The organism is Pseudarthrobacter sp. CCNWLW207 (assembly GCF_037203945.1).
In the GTDB taxonomy this organism is placed as follows: domain Bacteria; phylum Actinomycetota; class Actinomycetes; order Actinomycetales; family Micrococcaceae; genus Arthrobacter.
In genome coordinates, this window is the sequence record NZ_JBBCBS010000002.1 from 296796 (window position 1) to 312292 (window position 15497).

The window sequence follows — 15497 nt, forward strand, 5'->3', positions numbered from 1 at the left end:
GTCTGCATGACCAATCTGCACTCGGGCCTCGTTGACATGCTTGGGCTCCGCATCGTCCGGGGCGACTACCCTCCGGGAACCCGGATCGACGTCGACTCCCTCGAGCCCGAGTTCGGGGTCAGCAAAACCGCTATCCGGGAGGCCTTGCGCGTTATCCGCGAGAAGGGGCTTATCGACTCCTGGCCAAAGCGCGGAACGATCGTGAACGACCGTAAGGCTTGGAAGCTGCTGGACAGCGACGTCATTATGTGGCGGCGCTCCGCACGGCGGGACGATGACCGTCTCCTGGCGGAGCTTTCGCAGTTGCGGGACGTCATTGAACCGGCCGCAGCGAAGCTGGCTGCACAGTATCGGAAGCCGGAAGATATTGAGGCGCTGAGGCGATCGTTCGCCGAGTTCGAGATGGCGGGGCATGACGTCGAACGGCTCGCTGCGGCGGACCAGGACTTCCACCTGCACCTGCTGCGGGCGACGCATAACGAACTGATGATGCGTCTTGACGTGGTCATTGTGCACGCCCTTAATGCCCGAAACAGGATCCAGCACCATCCCGGCGCGGCCTGGCTCGATCCGGTCCCGGACCATCGTCGGGTGCTCGATGCGGTCGAAGCGGGCGACCCCCAAGCGGCAGAAGCGGCCATGAAATATGCGATTCGGGAGTCCGACGTAGACCTCACCAGCGGAGAGCCCGTGTTTGATGAGCCGGTTGCCCGCCCCAGCTTCAGCACTGACGGATCAACAGACCGTTAGTGACCCCGACCCCTGATGCGCTGAGGCCCCCCTGTGGCTTGGTGCGGCGCTTACGCCGGGGGTGGTGCCGTTGAATCGCGGACGATTACATGGGTAGCCAGTTCGACGCGGTGGGAATCCGGGACTTCCCCGCGGGCCTGGCGGAGCAGGGCACGCAGCGCTGCGCGCCCCATTTCCTCCAGTGGCTGGGCAACTGATGTCAGCGCCGGTGTGGATTCCTCGCCTTGCTTTGTTCCGTCGAAGCCCACAAGGCTGAGGTCCTCAGGAATATTTATGGCGTGGTGGCCTGCTTCGCTGATAACACCCAGCGCAATGCTGTCGCTTCCGGCAAAGATTGCCGTGGGGCGATGGTCCAGCTTGAGCAGCGCCCTGAGCCCCGTTATGCCGCTCTCCCTTCGGAACCTACCCCCGGAAATAATGTACTGGGGATCAATGGGCACGCCCCGGGCCATTAGCGCGGCCATGTAGCCGTGGAGCCGTGCCTGGTTGCATTCCGCCCCCTCGATGCCGCCTATGTAGGCGATGCGGCGATGCCCCAGCTCCAGCAAATGTTCTGTCGCTGCTTTGCCACCGGCCCAATTGGTCGCTCCTACGCTGACCACGTCGGCCGAGGGCGCATTGAGCGGATCAATCACGACGACGGGAATATGCCGGCGCCGGAACGCATGCAGCTGGGCCTCGCTGAAAGCGGACGTCACCACGATCATTCCCGCCCTGCCCTCGTCCAGCATGCGCTGTGCGCGACGTTCGGGGCTGCGCTGGCCCATCGGCGCCGCGCCTGTGACGCTTACCAAAATCTCGACGTCGGCACCCGCAGCAAACTGCAGTACGCCATTGAGAACCTCAACCATGTAGGCGGAATCGAGCACGTCGATGACCACCTCAACGACCGTGCCTGTCTCTCCGGCTGCACGTCGCTGCAGTGGCGACTGGTACCCTGCCTGTTCCAGCGCGGCCAAGATGCGGGCGCGTGTGGCCGGCGCAACGTCCTCACGGCCGTTCACGACTTTCGAGACTGTAGGTGTTGAGACCCCGGCTTGCCGCGCCACGGTGGCCAGCGTCGGTTTAGCCTGGCGCGTCTTCTGTGCCATGAGGTTCGCAACCTTTCGATAGTTTCGGTAATTGCATTCTTCAGAACGTCGCTGTCAGGGTCAAGCGTACTTGCACAGATCGTACGAAACTTTCCGAAACCTCTTGACGGCGCAGCTTTTATGGACTTAGTTTAGACCGTGACCTAAATCACGGGTCCGAAACATTTCGAAACACATCAGGCGGCCCACGCCCGTCGGATGGCTCAAAGAAGCACTTTCAGATGGAGAAGCAATGAAGCAACCCCAGTCCTCCCGGCGCTCTTTCCTCGCCCTTGCTGCCCTTACTCCCTTTGCTGCCATGGCGGCGACTGCCTGTGGAACGTCAGGACCGGGGACCTCCAACAGCGGCGGAGGCGGTGCCACCATGTGGTACCTGTCCGGCGAACCGAACCAGACCACGATGCAGAAGGCGGTGGACGCCTTTAGTTCGGCCAACGCCAACGACAAGATCGCGGTGACCTACTTCCAAAACGATGCCTACAAAACCAAGATCAAAACCGCGATCGGCGCCGGCCAGGCGCCCACTATCATCTACGGCTGGGGCGGCGGGACGCTGAAGACCTATGCCGAGGCCAACCAGGTAGACGATCTGACCGGCTGGTTTGAAGAGAATCCGGACCTGAAGAAGAAGTTCTTCCCGGCCTCCTTCGGTGCAGCCACCGTCAACGGGAAAATCTATGCGCTGCCCAACCAGTACGTCGCGCCGATCGTCCTGTTCTACAACAAGGAACTGTTCGCGAAGGCCGGCGTCCAGCCGCCAAAGACCTGGGATGACGTCATGTCCCTGGTGAAGACCTTCAATGGCATGGGGGTGGCGCCGTTCTCCCTTGGTGGGCAGTCGCGCTGGACCTCCATGATGTGGCTTGAATACCTGCTCGACCGAATCGGCGGCGCCGAGGTATTCAAGGCGATCTTCGAAGGCAAGCCCAATGCCTGGAAGGATCCGGCCGTGATCGAGACGGGCACAAAGATCCAGGAGCTCGTCTCGGCAGACGGCTTCATCAAGGGCTTCTCCTCCATCGCCGCTGACTCCAATGCTGACCAGGCGCTTCTGTTCACGGGCAAGGCAGCCATGATGCTGCATGGTTCGTGGACCTATGGCGCCATGAAGAAGGGCGGCCAGAACTTCGTCCAGGACGGGAAGCTGGGCTTTGTCCAGTTCCCGACCGTTGCCGGCGGCAAGGGCGACCCTAAGAACGGTGTGGGGAACCCAGCGCAGTACATGTCGATCTCCTCCAAGGCCACAGACAAGGAAAAGGAATCGGCGAAGAAGTTCTTCAAGGACGGCATCCTGACCGAGACGGTCATCGATACCTACATCAATTCCGGATCCGTTCCGATTGTCAACGGCATCGAAGACAAGCTCAACACGTCGGCAGACAAGGATTTCCTGAATTTCGTCTACGATCTGGCCAAGAACGCGCCGAACTTCCAGCAGTCGTGGGACCAGGCACTGAGCCCCACCGCCGCCGAAGCCCTGCTGAACAACATCGACCAGCTGTTCCTCAAGTCGATCACGCCCCAGCAGTTCGCTGAGAACATGAATGCCACCCTCGGGAAATGAGTAACGCCGTCTCCACCGCCCGTGGGACCGGGGCCAACGCCAGAACTGAAGCTGGGCAAAGCGGACAGCGAAATACGGCCCTAGCGTGGCTGGCAATTCCTGCCCTGGTCTTCTTCCTGGTCTTCGCCGTCGTCCCGCTGGCCGGTGTCCTTATCCTGAGTTTCGCCAGTTGGGACGGCATCGGTGCCATCGGTTCAGCGGGGCTGGGCAATTGGTTCTCGGTGCTTGCGGACCCGGGGCTGTACAGCTCCCTCGGACTGACTTTCCTGATCATGATCGCCTCGTGGTTGGTCCAGACGCCCATCAGCCTCCTTTTGGGGGTCTTCACCGCGGGAAGCCAGCGCTACCGGGCCGCCCTGGCGGTGCTGTATTTTTTGCCGCTGCTGCTCTCGTCGGCCGCCGTCGCGATCGCCTTCAAGGCCCTGCTGGACCCGAATTTCGGCCTGGCCACAGGCCTGGGACTGCCGTTCCTGGCCCAGGACTGGCTGGGAGTCCCGCATCTGGCATTGGGTCTGGTGATCTTTGTGATTGCGTGGCAGTTCGTGCCGTTCCATACGCTCATCTACCAGGGTGGAGTGCGGCAGATTCCCAAGTCACTGTACGAAGCAGCGGAGATCGACGGGGCGGGGATTATCAAGCAGTTCTTCCACATCACCCTCCCGCAGTTGAAGTACACCATCATCACCTCGTCCACCCTGATGGTGGTGGGATCCCTGACGTATTTCGACCTGATCTTCGTCCTGACTGGCGGCGGCCCGGGCAACTCCACCCGGATCCTGGCCCTGGACATGTACCTGCGGGGGTTCCGGGCCAACCTTATGGGTCCTGCCAGCGTCATCGCCGTCATTCTCGTACTCATCGGCCTTGCACTCGCCCTGTTCCTCCAGCGCCTTGGAGGCAAGGACAAGCAGGGCAGCCAATTGGAAGGTATGTAGGGTGAGCACTGTACTGAAAAGCAGCGCGGAGGAAACTCCCGCCGGTTCCCGGGCCAACCCGTCCGCCGTCAAGCGGGGGTTCGGTTCCCGGATGAGGCGGCTCAACGTCCCTGCTGGCCTGGGCGGCTGGTTCTGGCTGGCCATCATCATCATTCCGGTTTACTACGTAGTGATCACCAGCCTGAAGACGCAGGCAGGCTACTTCGGCCAGAATCCGTTGGCCCTACCCACAGAGCCAACCCTGGAGAACTACCAACTGGTCCTTGAGAAAGACTTCGCCAAGTACTTCATGAACAGCACCATCGTCACACTCGGTGCCGTCATCCCCACGGTGCTTGTCTCCTTCATGGCCGCATTTGCCATTGTCCGGGGCAAGGGCAGGTTCCTGAAGATGGTCAACGGCATGTTCCTGATGGGACTGGCCATACCCCTGCAGGCAACGATCATCCCGATCTACCTGATGATCATCCGGCTCAACCTGTACGACAGCCTGCTGGCGCTCATGCTCCCTTCCATCGCCTTCGCTATCCCGTTGACGGTCCTGATCCTGTCCAACTTCATCCGTGATGTGCCGAACGAACTGTTCGAGTCCATGCGGCTGGACGGCTGCAGTGAGTGGCAGACCATGTGGCGCCTGGCCTTGCCGCTGACCCGCCCTGCGATCGTGACTGTCGCCATCTACAACGGCCTGCACGTATGGAACGGATTCCTGCTGCCGCTGATCCTTACCCAGAGCCCCGGCTTGCGCGTCCTTCCCCTGGGTCTGTGGACCTTCCAAGGGGAATACAGCGTCAACATTCCGGCCGTGCTTGCCTCGGTGGTGCTCAGCACCCTCCCAATCCTCGTGCTGTACGTGGTGGGCCGCCGTCAGTTGCTCAGCGGCCTGACCGCCGGATTCAGCAAGTAACAACCAGGAACTTCACGAAAGGACAGACACATGACCTCCGCACGGCCCCTTCGCGTCGGCATGGTGGGTTACGCCTTCATGGGCGCAGCACACTCCCACGCCTGGCGCACCGCACCACGGTTTTTCGACCTGCCGCTGCAGCCCCAGCTCACCGCCGTCGCCGGCCGGAACGCCGATGCCGCCAGGGCAGCCGCGGACAAGCTGGGCTGGGACTCGGTGGAGACGGACTGGCGCCGCCTGATCGAGCGCGACGACATCGACCTGATCGACATCTGCACACCCGGCGACACCCACGCCGAGATCGCCATCGCAGCCCTCGAAGCCGGGAAGCACGTGCTGTGCGAGAAGCCGCTGGCGAACTCCGTGGAGGAAGCCGAGCGGATGACCCTCGCTGCAGAGACCGCCGCCAAGCAGGGAGTCATGTCCATGTGCGGCTTCAGCTACCGCCGCACCCCGGCGCTGGCGCTGGCTAAACGGTTCGTGGAGCAGGGCCGGCTGGGCGAGATCCGCCACATCCGGGCGCAGTATCTGCAGGACTGGCTCTCTGATGCCAACGCCCCCATGACCTGGCGGCTGGACAAGAGCAAGTCAGGGTCCGGGTCCCTCGGCGACATCGGTGCGCACAGCATCGACGCCGCCCAGTGGGTGGCCGGGCAGAGCATCACAGGCGTTTCGGCGCTGCTCGAAACGTTTGTCCCGGAACGCCCGCTGGCCGGCGACCTCGTGGGCCTGGGCGGCCACGGCGACCTCAGCGGCGATGCGCCCCGCGGGAAGGTCACCGTGGATGACGCCGCCATCTTCAGTGCAAAGTTCGACGGCGGCGCTTCCGCGGGTGCGATCGGCGTCTTTGAAGCCACGCGGTACGCGCTGGGCCGGAAGAACGCCATGCGTTTGGAACTGAACGGCACCAAAGGCTCCCTCGCCTTCGATTTCGAGGACATGAACGTCCTGTCCTTCTATGACGCGGCAGAGTCCCCGGACGCCGGCTTCCGGAAAATCTTCGTCACCGAACCGGAGCACCCGTACGTCGGCAACTGGTGGCCCACCGGCCACGGCCTGGGCTACGAGCACGGCTTCACCCACCAGGTGGTGGACCTGGTCACCGCAATCGGTGAGGGCCGCCAGCCGGAACCGTCCTTCGCCGACGCCCTGCAGGTCCAGCGGGTCCTGGCGGCCGTGGAGGCCAGCGCCGCCAACTCCAGCCAATGGCAGAAGGTCTAGGAACGTGAACACAGGAGAAGGAACGCCATGACACGACCAATCACGCTTTTTACCGGCCAGTGGGCCGACCTGCCGTTCGAGGAGGTGGCCCGGCTCGCCGGCGAGTGGGGCTTCGACGGGCTCGAGATCGCCTGCTGGGGCGACCATTTGGACCCCCGCCGGGCGGCGGAGGACGACAACTACCTCCAGGGCCGGCTGGACATCCTGGAGAAGAACCACCTGAAGGTCTTCGCCATCGCCAACCACCTCACCGGCCAGGCCGTGTGTGATGACCCCATCGACGAACGCCACCAGGGCATCCTGTCCTCGGAGATCTGGGGCGACGGCGACCCAGAGGGTGTGCGCCGCCGGGCCGCGGAGTCCATGAAGGACACAGCACGGGCCGCCGCGCGCCTGGGAGTCAAGACAGTGACAGGCTTCACCGGCTCGTCCATCTGGAAGGCGGTGGCGATGTTCCCGCCCGCCTCCGAGGCAATGATCGACGCCGGCTACCAGGACTTCGCGGACCGCTGGAACCCTATCCTGGAGGTCTTCGACGAGGTGGGCGTCCGTTTCGCCCTTGAGGTCCACCCGTCCGAAATCGCCTACGACTACTGGACCGCCAAGCGCACCCTGGAGGCGATCGGGCACCGCAAGAGCTTCGGCCTGAACTTCGACCCGTCCCACTTCATCTGGCAGGACCTGGATCCGGTGATGTTCCTCCAGGACTTCGCGGACCACATCCTCCACGTGCACGTCAAGGAATCAGTCCGCCAGCTCGATGGCCGCAACGGCCGCCTGGGCTCCCATCTGGCCTGGGCGGACCCCCGGCGCGGCTGGGACTTCGTCACCGCCGGGCACGGGGACGTCCAGTGGAACCGGATTTTCCGCACCCTGAACGCCATCGGCTACACCGGGCCCACCAGCATCGAGTGGGAGGACGCCGGCATGGACCGGCTCGTCGGCGCACCGCAGGCGCTGGCCCTGGTCAAGGACCTCGCCCGCATCGCCCCGCCGGCAGCCGCTTTCGACGCCGCCTTCTCCAGCCGCTGACCCATACTTTCCGGCCCCGGCCGGCAGCCAAACAAAAGGAAACCCCGACATGACAGAACGCAAGAACGCCCTGGTGGTCCGCGGCGGCTGGGACGGCCACCAGCCGTACGAGGCCACGGAACTCTTCATCCCCTACCTCAAGGACAACGGCTACGACGTCCGCGTCGAGGAATCCCCCAAGGTCTATGCCGACGCCGAGTACATGGCCGGCGTAGACCTGGTCATGCAGTGCATGACCATGACCACCATCGAAAAGGACGAGTTCGCCGGGCTGCGGACCGCCGTCGAAAACGGCACCGGCCTGGCCGGCTGGCACGGCGGCATCGCCGATTCGTACCGCAACAACTCGGACTACCTGCACCTGATCGGCGGCCAGTTCGCCTGCCACCCCGGCAAGCACCCGGACGAGTGCGTCGGCGAGCAGTCGGACAACTACGTTCCCTACACAGTCAACATGCTTCCGGCGGCCGCGGAGCACCCCATCACCCAGGGCATCTCCGACTTCGACCTTGTCACCGAGCAGTACTGGGTGCTCTCCGACGACTACATCGACGTCCTGGCCACCACCACCCAGAAGGTCCGCGAGTGGGACCCGTGGAACCGCGAAGTCACCTCACCGGCCATCTGGACCCGCCAGTGGGGCAAAGGCCGCATCTTCGTTGCCACCCCCGGCCACCGGGTCGAAATCCTCCAGGACACCAATGTCCGCACCATCATCGAAAGGGGCCTGCTGTGGGCAAGCCGTTGAAAGTCGGAATCATTGGCTGCGGAGCCATCATCGCGCAGTACCTGGCGAACTTCCGCAAACTCGGACAGATCGACCTCGTGGCCGTAGCGGACCTGGACCCCGCACGTGCCCAGGCCGTGGCGGATGCCTACGAAGGTGTCCGCGCCATTTCCGTCGAGGAACTCCTTGCCGCGGACGACGTCGAACTGGTCCTGAACCTGACCATCCCCGCTGCCCACGCCGAGGTGGCGCTGAAGGCCATCGCCGCCGGCAAGAGCGTGTACGGGGAGAAGCCCCTCGCCGCCACCACGGCCGAGGCACGCCAGGTGCTGGATGCGGCGCGCGAGGCGGGCGTCGCCGTCGGCTGCGCTCCTGACACGGTACTGGGGACCGGCATCCAGACCGCGCGCAAGGCGATCGATGACGGTCTGATCGGCGCACCTATCTCGGCCTCCGCCACGATGGTGACCCCGGGCCACGAGCGGTGGCACCCGAACCCGGACTTCTACTACCAGCCCGGCGGCGGCCCGCTCCTTGACATGGGCCCGTACTACGTGACCGCTCTGGTCACCCTGCTGGGTCCCGTCGTCTCGGTCATCGGCGCCGCCAGCCATACCCGCAACGAACGCACCATCGGTTCCGGCCCGCGCTTGGGCGAGAAGGTCCCTGTTGCCATCGATTCCCACGTCACGGGCGTCCTGGTGCACGCCTCAGGCGCGCTCTCCACCCTTTTCATGAGCTTCGACGCCGTGAAATCCAAGTCGCCGAACATCGAAATCCACGGGGAGCGCGGATCCCTGGTGGTCCCCGATCCCAACTACTTCGACGGCGACGTCCAGCTGTTTTCCCTCGGGGCCGAGGACTGGGAAACCCTTCCGGTGTCCGCCGGGTACGTTGACTCCGGGCGCGGCTTCGGCATCGCGGACCTGGCGTCCACCCCGGCGGGTGCCGAACCCCGCGCGGGCGGCGCCATGGCCTACCACGCCCTTGAGGTCATGGAATCCGTCCTCGAATCAGCCCACTGCGGCGCGGCGGTAGCCATCCGCAGCACCGTGGAACGGCCTGCGGGCGTCGAGCTGACCGTCCTTGCCGAGGATCTGGACAGGCTCCAGACGCAGGAAGCGGTCTAGGGATGGCCTACACCGCCGAAAACTGGCCCATCACAGCGGCCCTGCTGCCCTTCCCGGGCACCAGCGCGCAGGGAACCCACATCAACGATGCTGATCCCTCCGCCTGGGCAGAGGTGCTGACCGAGGTCAAGGACGCCGGGTTCGCCAACGCGGACCTGACCGACAGTTGGGTCCGGCCCGGCGACCTCAGCCCGGACCGGCTGGCTGACTTCAGGCAGACGGCACAGGACGTGGGCATCGGCACCCCTGCCATCTCCGCCATCCGCCGCAGCGTCATTGACGGGCGGAACTGGGAAGCCAACCTGGCGTACAGCCACCGGACCATTGACGCGGCCGCGGAGCTGGGCTGCGAGGTTGTCTCCTTTGGCCTCCACCAGGCCATCACGCCGGAGCAGCAGAAACAGCTCTGGTTCTGGACGGTTGAAGGCCACAAGGACCCGGAGGGAGACCGGGAAACTTGGGGCAACGCCGTTTCACGCCTCCGGGAACTCGGCCGGCACGCCGCTGAGGTGGGCCTCCTGCTCTCACTCGAAATGTACGAGGACACGTACCTGGGCACCGCAGATTCTTCCGTGCGCCTTGTCCAGGACATTGGGCTCCCCAATGTGGGCCTCAACCCGGACCTTGGCAACCTGATCCGGCTGCACCGGCCGGTGGAGGACTGGCGGGAACTGGTGGCCAAAACCCTGCCGTACGCCAACTTCTGGCACATGAAGAACTACCTCCGCGACGAAGACGTGGCCCGCGACATGTATGTGGCCATGCCGGCCCCCATGGAAAGCGGCCTCATCAACTACCGGGAGGCCTTCAAGATGGCACTGTCCGCCGGCTTCCAGGGGATCCTGTGCACCGAACACTACGGCGGGGACGGACTGAGTGTTTCGGCCACCAACCAGGACTACCTTCGCCGGCACGTCCTCCCCAAGACCGGCGGATACGCCCTGGGCAGCAGCCAGGTGGCCCAGGGGCGGCAGCAGCCGGCGCAGCCCGCCCGCGTGTAGGCGCGGCATCACGGCGTTTTCAACCCAAGGATTCGATGAGGAAACCATGACCCAGATCTTTGACAACCCCGCCGACTTTGCGGAGGAGGCACTGGACGGCCTCGTGGCAGCCAACCGCGGCTACGTGGCCAGGGTGGACGGCGGCGTGGTCCGCTCCACCGAGGTGCCCGCCGGCCAGGTGGCCGTGGTGGTGGGCGGCGGCTCCGGCCACTACCCGGCCTTCGCCGGCCTGGTGGGGCCAGGCCTCGCCGCAGGCGCCGTGTGCGGCAACATCTTCACGTCGCCATCCGCCGGGCAGGCGTATCGGGTGGCCAAGGCGGCCAACGCAGGCGGCGGCGTGCTGTTCAGCTACGGCAACTACGCCGGGGACGTGATCCATTTCGGCGAGGCGCAGCAGCGGCTCAACGCCGAAGGCATCGAGACCCGCACCGTCCTGGTCACGGATGACATTGCCAGCGCCCCGCTGGACCAGATCGACAAGCGCCGGGGGATCGCCGGTGACCTGACCGTCTTCAAGATCGCCGGCGCAGCAGCCGAAGCGGGACTTGACCTGGACGCCGTCGAACGGCTCGCCGTGCTGGCCAACCACCGCACGCGGTCCCTCGGCGTGGCTTTCGACGGCTGCACCCTGCCTGGCGCTGCCGAACCGCTGTTTCACGTGCCGGCCGACGGGATGTCGCTCGGGCTGGGCATCCACGGTGAACCCGGGATCTCCGACCATCCCATGCCTACGGCGTCCGAACTGGCCGAACTGCTCGTTTCAGGCCTGCTCCGGGAGAGGCCCGATGATGCCGGGAACCGCGTAGTGGCCATCCTCAACGGCCTCGGCAGGGTGAAGTACGAGGAACTGTTCTTGCTGTTCGGCAAGATCGACAAGCTCCTCACCGCCGCCGGCCTGACCATCGTGGAGCCGGAATGCGGCGAGCTGGTCACCAGCCTGGACATGTCCGGCCTGTCCCTCACACTGCTGTGGCTGGATGACGAACTGGAGCGCTTCTGGACTGCCCCGGCCGACACCCCCGGGTACCGTAAGGGCAGCCTGGCACCGCGGTCTCGGCGGGAACTGGCCGCACCGGAAGGTGCCCTGGCCACCGAGGAGGAAGATACGACGGCGGCAGCAGCCGGGCTTGGCCGGCTGGCAGCCGCCGTGCTCGCCCAGGCGAGGGACGCCGTCGTCGTCCATGAACGCGAACTGGGCAGGCTGGATGCCATTGCCGGCGACGGCGACCATGGCGTCGGCATGCGCCGGGGCGTGGACGCCGCGGTGGCAGCGGCCGGGGAAGCTGTTGGCGCGGGATTGTCGGTTCACCGCGTCCTCACCGCGGCGGGCGAAGCGTGGAGCGAGCGCGCCGGCGGCACCTCGGGGGCGCTCTGGGGATCCGCCTTGACGGCGGCCGGGCGGGCCCTCGGCAACAAGGACTCCTACAGCGGCGGGGACGCAGCGGCCGCAGTGACCGCCTTCGCAGACGCCGTCACCACGCTGGGCAAGGCTGATGTGGGCGACAAGACCATGGTGGACGCACTGCTTCCCTTCCGGGACGCCTTCGTGACCGCGTTCGACGACGGCACGCCAGTGACCGGGGCGCTGACCGCCGCGGTGACCGCCGCCCGGCAGGCGGCCGACGCCACCGCATCCCTGCGCCCGCTGAAGGGAAGGGCGCGGCCGCTGGCCGAAAAGAGCCTGGGCCATCCGGATCCCGGAGCGGTGTCCTTTGCCCTGATCGCCACCCGGGTATCTGATTACTTCGAGTCGCCACCACCCCTGTCTTCTCCCAGGGCGGCCGCGTTGGTGGCCGGAAACGGGGCTCAGGCATGAGCGCCGGTGATGCGGCAGGATGGCGGATCGTTATCGGGAACGACGAGGCCGGCGTCGAGTACAAGGACGCGCTGAAGGCGCTGCTCGAAGCTGACAGCCGCGTTGCGTCCGTTCTGGACGTGGGCGTTGGTGCCGGCGACAATACCGCGTACCCACACGTCGCCGTCGACGCAGCCCGCAAGGTGGCCAGGGGTGAGGCGGACCGCGCCCTGCTGATCTGCGGCACCGGACTGGGCGTGGCCATCGCGGCCAACAAGGTCCCGGGAATCCGGGCGGTCACGGCCCATGACGGGTACTCGGTGGAGCGCTCGGTGCTGAGCAACAACGCGCAGGTCCTCACCATGGGCCAGCGCGTCATCGGCCTGGAACTGGCCAAGAAACTGGTGGGCGAATGGCTCGGCTACCGGTTTGACGAGACCTCGGCCTCCGCCGCGAAGGTGGACGCCATCTGCTCCTACGAACCCGAATCCACGAAAGCAGTCTGATCATGACCAAGAATTCATCCCACCCAACCAGCACCGGCGGCGCCCGGAAGATCGCCATCGTGGGCTCCGGCTACATGGGCGGCGGGATCGCGCAGGTCCTGGCTCTGGGCGGGGCCCGTGTGGCTCTCTCCGATGTGTCCGCCGAGGTGGCCCAGGGAAACTACGACCGGCTCCTGGTTGAGTCCGACCAGTTCGTGGCCGATGGATTGTTCCCAGAAGGTTCCACCGAGATCCTGAAGCAGAACCTGTGGGCCGCGAAGGACATCGAGGAAGCGGTGGCGGACGCGGACTTCATCGAAGAGGCGGTCCCCGAAATCCTGGCCATCAAGCACCAGACGCTGGCCCGCATCAGTGCAGCGGCCCGGCCGGACGCCATCATCGGCTCCAACACCTCCACCATTTCCATCGCCGAACTGTCCGGGCCGGTCAGCAACCCGGAGCGGTTCCTGGGTGTGCATTTCTCGAACCCGTCGCCCTTCATTCCCGGTGTGGAGATCATCCCGCACGCCGGAACATCCGCCTCCACCGTGGGCGCGGTCCGTGAGCTGGTCCACGCAGCCGGCAAACAGACCGCCGTGGTCAAGGACACCACCGGGTTTGTGCTCAACCGCCTGCAGTATGCGCTGTTCCACGAGGCGGCGCAGCTGGTGGAGCAGGGCATTGCGACGGCGGACGACGTGGACACCCTGGTCCGCACCACCTTCGGCTTCCGGCTGCCATTCTTCGGCCCGTTCGCCATCGCCGACATGGCCGGCCTGGACGTGTACAACTTCTGCTACAAATCCCTGCAGAAGGAGTTCCCTGAACGGTTCGCCACCCCGAGGATCCTGAGCGACCTGGTGGAGGCCGGAAAGCTTGGCACCAAGACCGGCGCCGGCTTCCTCAACGTCCCCGCGGAGCGCACACCAGAGCTGATCGCCTACCGCAACAAGGCCTATGTGGCCATGCAGAAGCTGCTTGATGAGCTGGGTCCGGCGCCTATTGGATGAAAAGCGAAAGGCCTCTGACCGGAGACGCCGCTAGACGATGGTGGTGTTCCTCCGGCGGCGCCAGATCAGGACCACCACCAGGGTGACCAGGGCGACGGCGCCGATCACCCACGGTGCGTAGTCCACCCGCGTCGCTTCGGCGTCGCCCGTTTCACCCGTGCCCGGGTTGGCCGGGCCGGTTGAGGCCGGATCGGTGGGGGAGGGGCTGGCGGTGGAAGCAGGTACTGCTGCCTGCGCCTCCAGGGCTTTGGCCTCAACCCCTTGGGTTGCCATTGGCGTGGCATAGGCCGCCGCGGCCAGCGGTGCAGCGGTCAGCACTGCCAGCGCCACGATGATGGTCCTCAGCATTCTTCGCATGGAACTCTCCTGTCCAGGTCCTGTTCGGGATGGGTGTTTCCAAAGGTCCGAAAGCGCGGCTTACGCCCCGGTCTCGTAATGCGGCTCGGCCACCGGCTTGGACTCCGGGGAGCCCTTCTCGCGGAGGTACACGGACGTTCCCACCAGGACGGCTACGGCGAGGAACTCGCTTTGCCAGTTCTGGAAGGACTCGAACCAGAACTGGCTGGTTCCCAAGTACTCCAAGACCGTAACGGTGGACTCTCCATGGCTGAGCTGTTCCTCGTTGTACGCCGACGTGCCGCCCAGCGCGTGCATGGTGAAGGAGAAGACAAAGAGGGCCAGGAGGAGCAGTGACAGTGAGTGCTCATAGATCTTGAGCACCAGGCCGCCACGCTTCACCGGCCAGGGAGTGGCGTCCTTGATGGTCGCATCGCGCGGATCCTGGTCCTGCGGCGCCTTCTTGCCCATCGGTTTGGACTCCGAGGAGCCCTTCTGGAACAGGAAGACCGTCAGGATGACGTACATGGCCATCTGCAGGAATTCCGATTCCCAGTTTTCGAAGGTGGCCTCCACGAAGTTTCCAGTGGACAGGTACTCAAGGGTGGTCACCGCCTGCTGGCCATGCGCCGCCTGTTCCTCGCTGTATGCAGCTGCGCCGGACAGGATCATCCCGCCGAAGAACACCACGAATAAGCCGGCGTTGGCGAGCAGCAACCCGTGCTCTTTGGCCCATGTGCGCATTGTTGCTCCACCTTCTGAGGTTTGCTGATCGTCTGGTCTTGCCGGGACTGGCTTAGCGCGGTTAGGAGCCTGGCTAGCGTCCCTTGGCGCGGTGGTTCAGCCGCAGTGGGACGTAGATCAGCAGCACCAGCAGGATGGCCAGCAGGATTCCGCCGGCAGTCAGGCCCGCTGAGCGGCCCGCAGTGACATCAAAGACCAGGGCTGCCGTTCCAACGCTGAGCATGGCAACCCCAGCCAGCGCGATCTTGGTGATGGAATCGGCGCTTGAGACCAGCGTCGCCTTGAGGCGCTGCCGGAACAGCCGGCGATGCACGCTGACGGGAAGCAGGATAAAGGCAGTGGTGAGCGCGGCGATGACCACGTTGACAAGATAGAGGGTGACTTGGAAATCGTCGAGGTGTTCGAATCGCTCCTGGAAAGGAAGGGTCAAAAGAAAGCCTGCGAGAATCTGGACACCGGTCTGCAGCACGCGGAGCTCTTGCAGGAGTTCGGCCCAGTTGCGGTCCAGCTGCTCCTCCCGGGTCTCGTTGCGGCCTGTGCTTCCGGTGTAGTCCTCCACGTCAGACATGCCTTCTCCCTCTCCGCCTGGTTGCTGCCTCGCCGCGGGGATCCTCCTGCGGCGCCGCGTGCTCCAAAACTAGGCTGAAGTTGCGCCAAGATCAACGTTTGATAAGTTTACTGATTATTCAGCCTGAACGGTGGACTTTGCTTCGCCCAGCGGGATAGTTTCGAAGAACCGGCGCAAGCAGGAGCCCTTCGAAAACCGATT

General features: G+C 64.9%; 16 protein-coding genes. 12 read left to right on the top strand and 4 right to left on the bottom strand.

The window, feature by feature from the left end; genetic code table 11:
• The first annotated feature begins 6 nt into the window (after positions 1-6).
• A complete protein-coding gene (locus V9L17_RS04400; protein WP_337350616.1) occupies positions 7-750 on the top strand; it encodes a FadR/GntR family transcriptional regulator in 744 nt (247 codons plus the stop codon).
• A gap of 50 nt (positions 751-800) precedes the next feature.
• On the opposite strand, the gene V9L17_RS04405 is transcribed toward V9L17_RS04400, so the two are convergent.
• The gene (locus V9L17_RS04405) at positions 801-1841 is read right to left on the bottom strand and encodes a LacI family DNA-binding transcriptional regulator (protein WP_337350617.1); all 1041 of its coding nucleotides are present in this window, start codon (positions 1839-1841) and stop codon (positions 801-803) included.
• A 232-nt stretch (positions 1842-2073) separates the two neighbouring features.
• Between V9L17_RS04405 and V9L17_RS04410 the strand changes: the two genes are divergently transcribed.
• The 11 genes from V9L17_RS04410 to V9L17_RS04460 are packed head-to-tail and all read left to right on the top strand — an operon-like array spanning position 2074 to position 13648.
• Complete coding sequence (locus V9L17_RS04410; RefSeq protein WP_337345375.1) at positions 2074-3405, top strand: extracellular solute-binding protein; 1332 nt, start codon at positions 2074-2076, stop codon at positions 3403-3405.
• Positions 3402-4340 carry a carbohydrate ABC transporter permease gene (locus V9L17_RS04415; protein ID WP_337350618.1) on the top strand — a complete coding sequence of 313 codons (939 nt, stop codon included), beginning with the start codon at positions 3402-3404 and terminating at the stop codon, positions 4338-4340. The genes V9L17_RS04410 and V9L17_RS04415 overlap by 4 nt, the downstream gene beginning before the upstream one ends.
• Before the next feature lies 1 nt (position 4341).
• On the top strand, positions 4342-5247 hold the full coding sequence (locus V9L17_RS04420; RefSeq protein ID WP_337345377.1) for a carbohydrate ABC transporter permease: 906 nt from the start codon (positions 4342-4344) through the stop codon (positions 5245-5247).
• A 30-nt stretch (positions 5248-5277) separates the two neighbouring features.
• Complete coding sequence (locus tag V9L17_RS04425; RefSeq protein ID WP_337350619.1) at positions 5278-6468, top strand: Gfo/Idh/MocA family protein; 1191 nt, start codon at positions 5278-5280, stop codon at positions 6466-6468.
• A gap of 27 nt (positions 6469-6495) precedes the next feature.
• Positions 6496-7500 (top strand): sugar phosphate isomerase/epimerase family protein, encoded by a 1005-nt coding sequence (locus V9L17_RS04430; protein ID WP_337350620.1) that lies wholly within the window; start codon positions 6496-6498, stop codon positions 7498-7500.
• 49 nt (positions 7501-7549) lie between these two features.
• Entirely contained in the window at positions 7550-8248 is a 699-nt protein-coding gene (locus V9L17_RS04435; protein ID WP_337350621.1) for a ThuA domain-containing protein, read from the top strand.
• Positions 8233-9357, top strand: coding sequence for a Gfo/Idh/MocA family protein (locus tag V9L17_RS04440; RefSeq protein WP_337350622.1), 1125 nt, complete (start codon positions 8233-8235; stop codon positions 9355-9357). Before V9L17_RS04435 ends, V9L17_RS04440 begins: the two co-directional genes overlap by 16 nt.
• Positions 9358-9359: 2 nt before the next feature.
• Positions 9360-10358 carry a sugar phosphate isomerase/epimerase family protein gene (locus V9L17_RS04445; RefSeq protein WP_337350623.1) on the top strand — a complete coding sequence of 333 codons (999 nt, stop codon included), beginning with the start codon at positions 9360-9362 and terminating at the stop codon, positions 10356-10358.
• Positions 10359-10404: 46 nt separating this feature from the next.
• Complete coding sequence (locus tag V9L17_RS04450) at positions 10405-12174, top strand: dihydroxyacetone kinase family protein (protein WP_337350624.1); 1770 nt, start codon at positions 10405-10407, stop codon at positions 12172-12174.
• The gene (locus V9L17_RS04455) at positions 12171-12659 is read left to right on the top strand and encodes a ribose-5-phosphate isomerase (protein WP_337350625.1); all 489 of its coding nucleotides are present in this window, start codon (positions 12171-12173) and stop codon (positions 12657-12659) included. Before V9L17_RS04450 ends, V9L17_RS04455 begins: the two co-directional genes overlap by 4 nt.
• A gap of 2 nt (positions 12660-12661) precedes the next feature.
• Positions 12662-13648, top strand: coding sequence for a 3-hydroxyacyl-CoA dehydrogenase family protein (locus V9L17_RS04460; RefSeq protein WP_337350626.1), 987 nt, complete (start codon positions 12662-12664; stop codon positions 13646-13648).
• 30 nt (positions 13649-13678) lie between these two features.
• On the opposite strand, the gene V9L17_RS04465 is transcribed toward V9L17_RS04460, so the two are convergent.
• The 3 genes from V9L17_RS04465 to V9L17_RS04475 all read right to left on the bottom strand — a co-directional run bounded on the left by V9L17_RS04465 (position 13679) and on the right by V9L17_RS04475 (position 15296).
• Entirely contained in the window at positions 13679-14005 is a 327-nt protein-coding gene (locus tag V9L17_RS04465; RefSeq protein WP_337345386.1) for a LuxR family transcriptional regulator, read from the bottom strand.
• A gap of 60 nt (positions 14006-14065) precedes the next feature.
• Positions 14066-14728 carry a DUF6766 family protein gene (locus V9L17_RS04470; protein ID WP_337350627.1) on the bottom strand — a complete coding sequence of 221 codons (663 nt, stop codon included), beginning with the start codon at positions 14726-14728 and terminating at the stop codon, positions 14066-14068.
• Positions 14729-14801: 73 nt separating this feature from the next.
• Positions 14802-15296, bottom strand: a complete 495-nt coding sequence (locus V9L17_RS04475) for a DUF6328 family protein (protein ID WP_337350628.1) — start codon at positions 15294-15296, stop codon at positions 14802-14804.
• Positions 15297-15497: the final 201 nt, after the last annotated feature.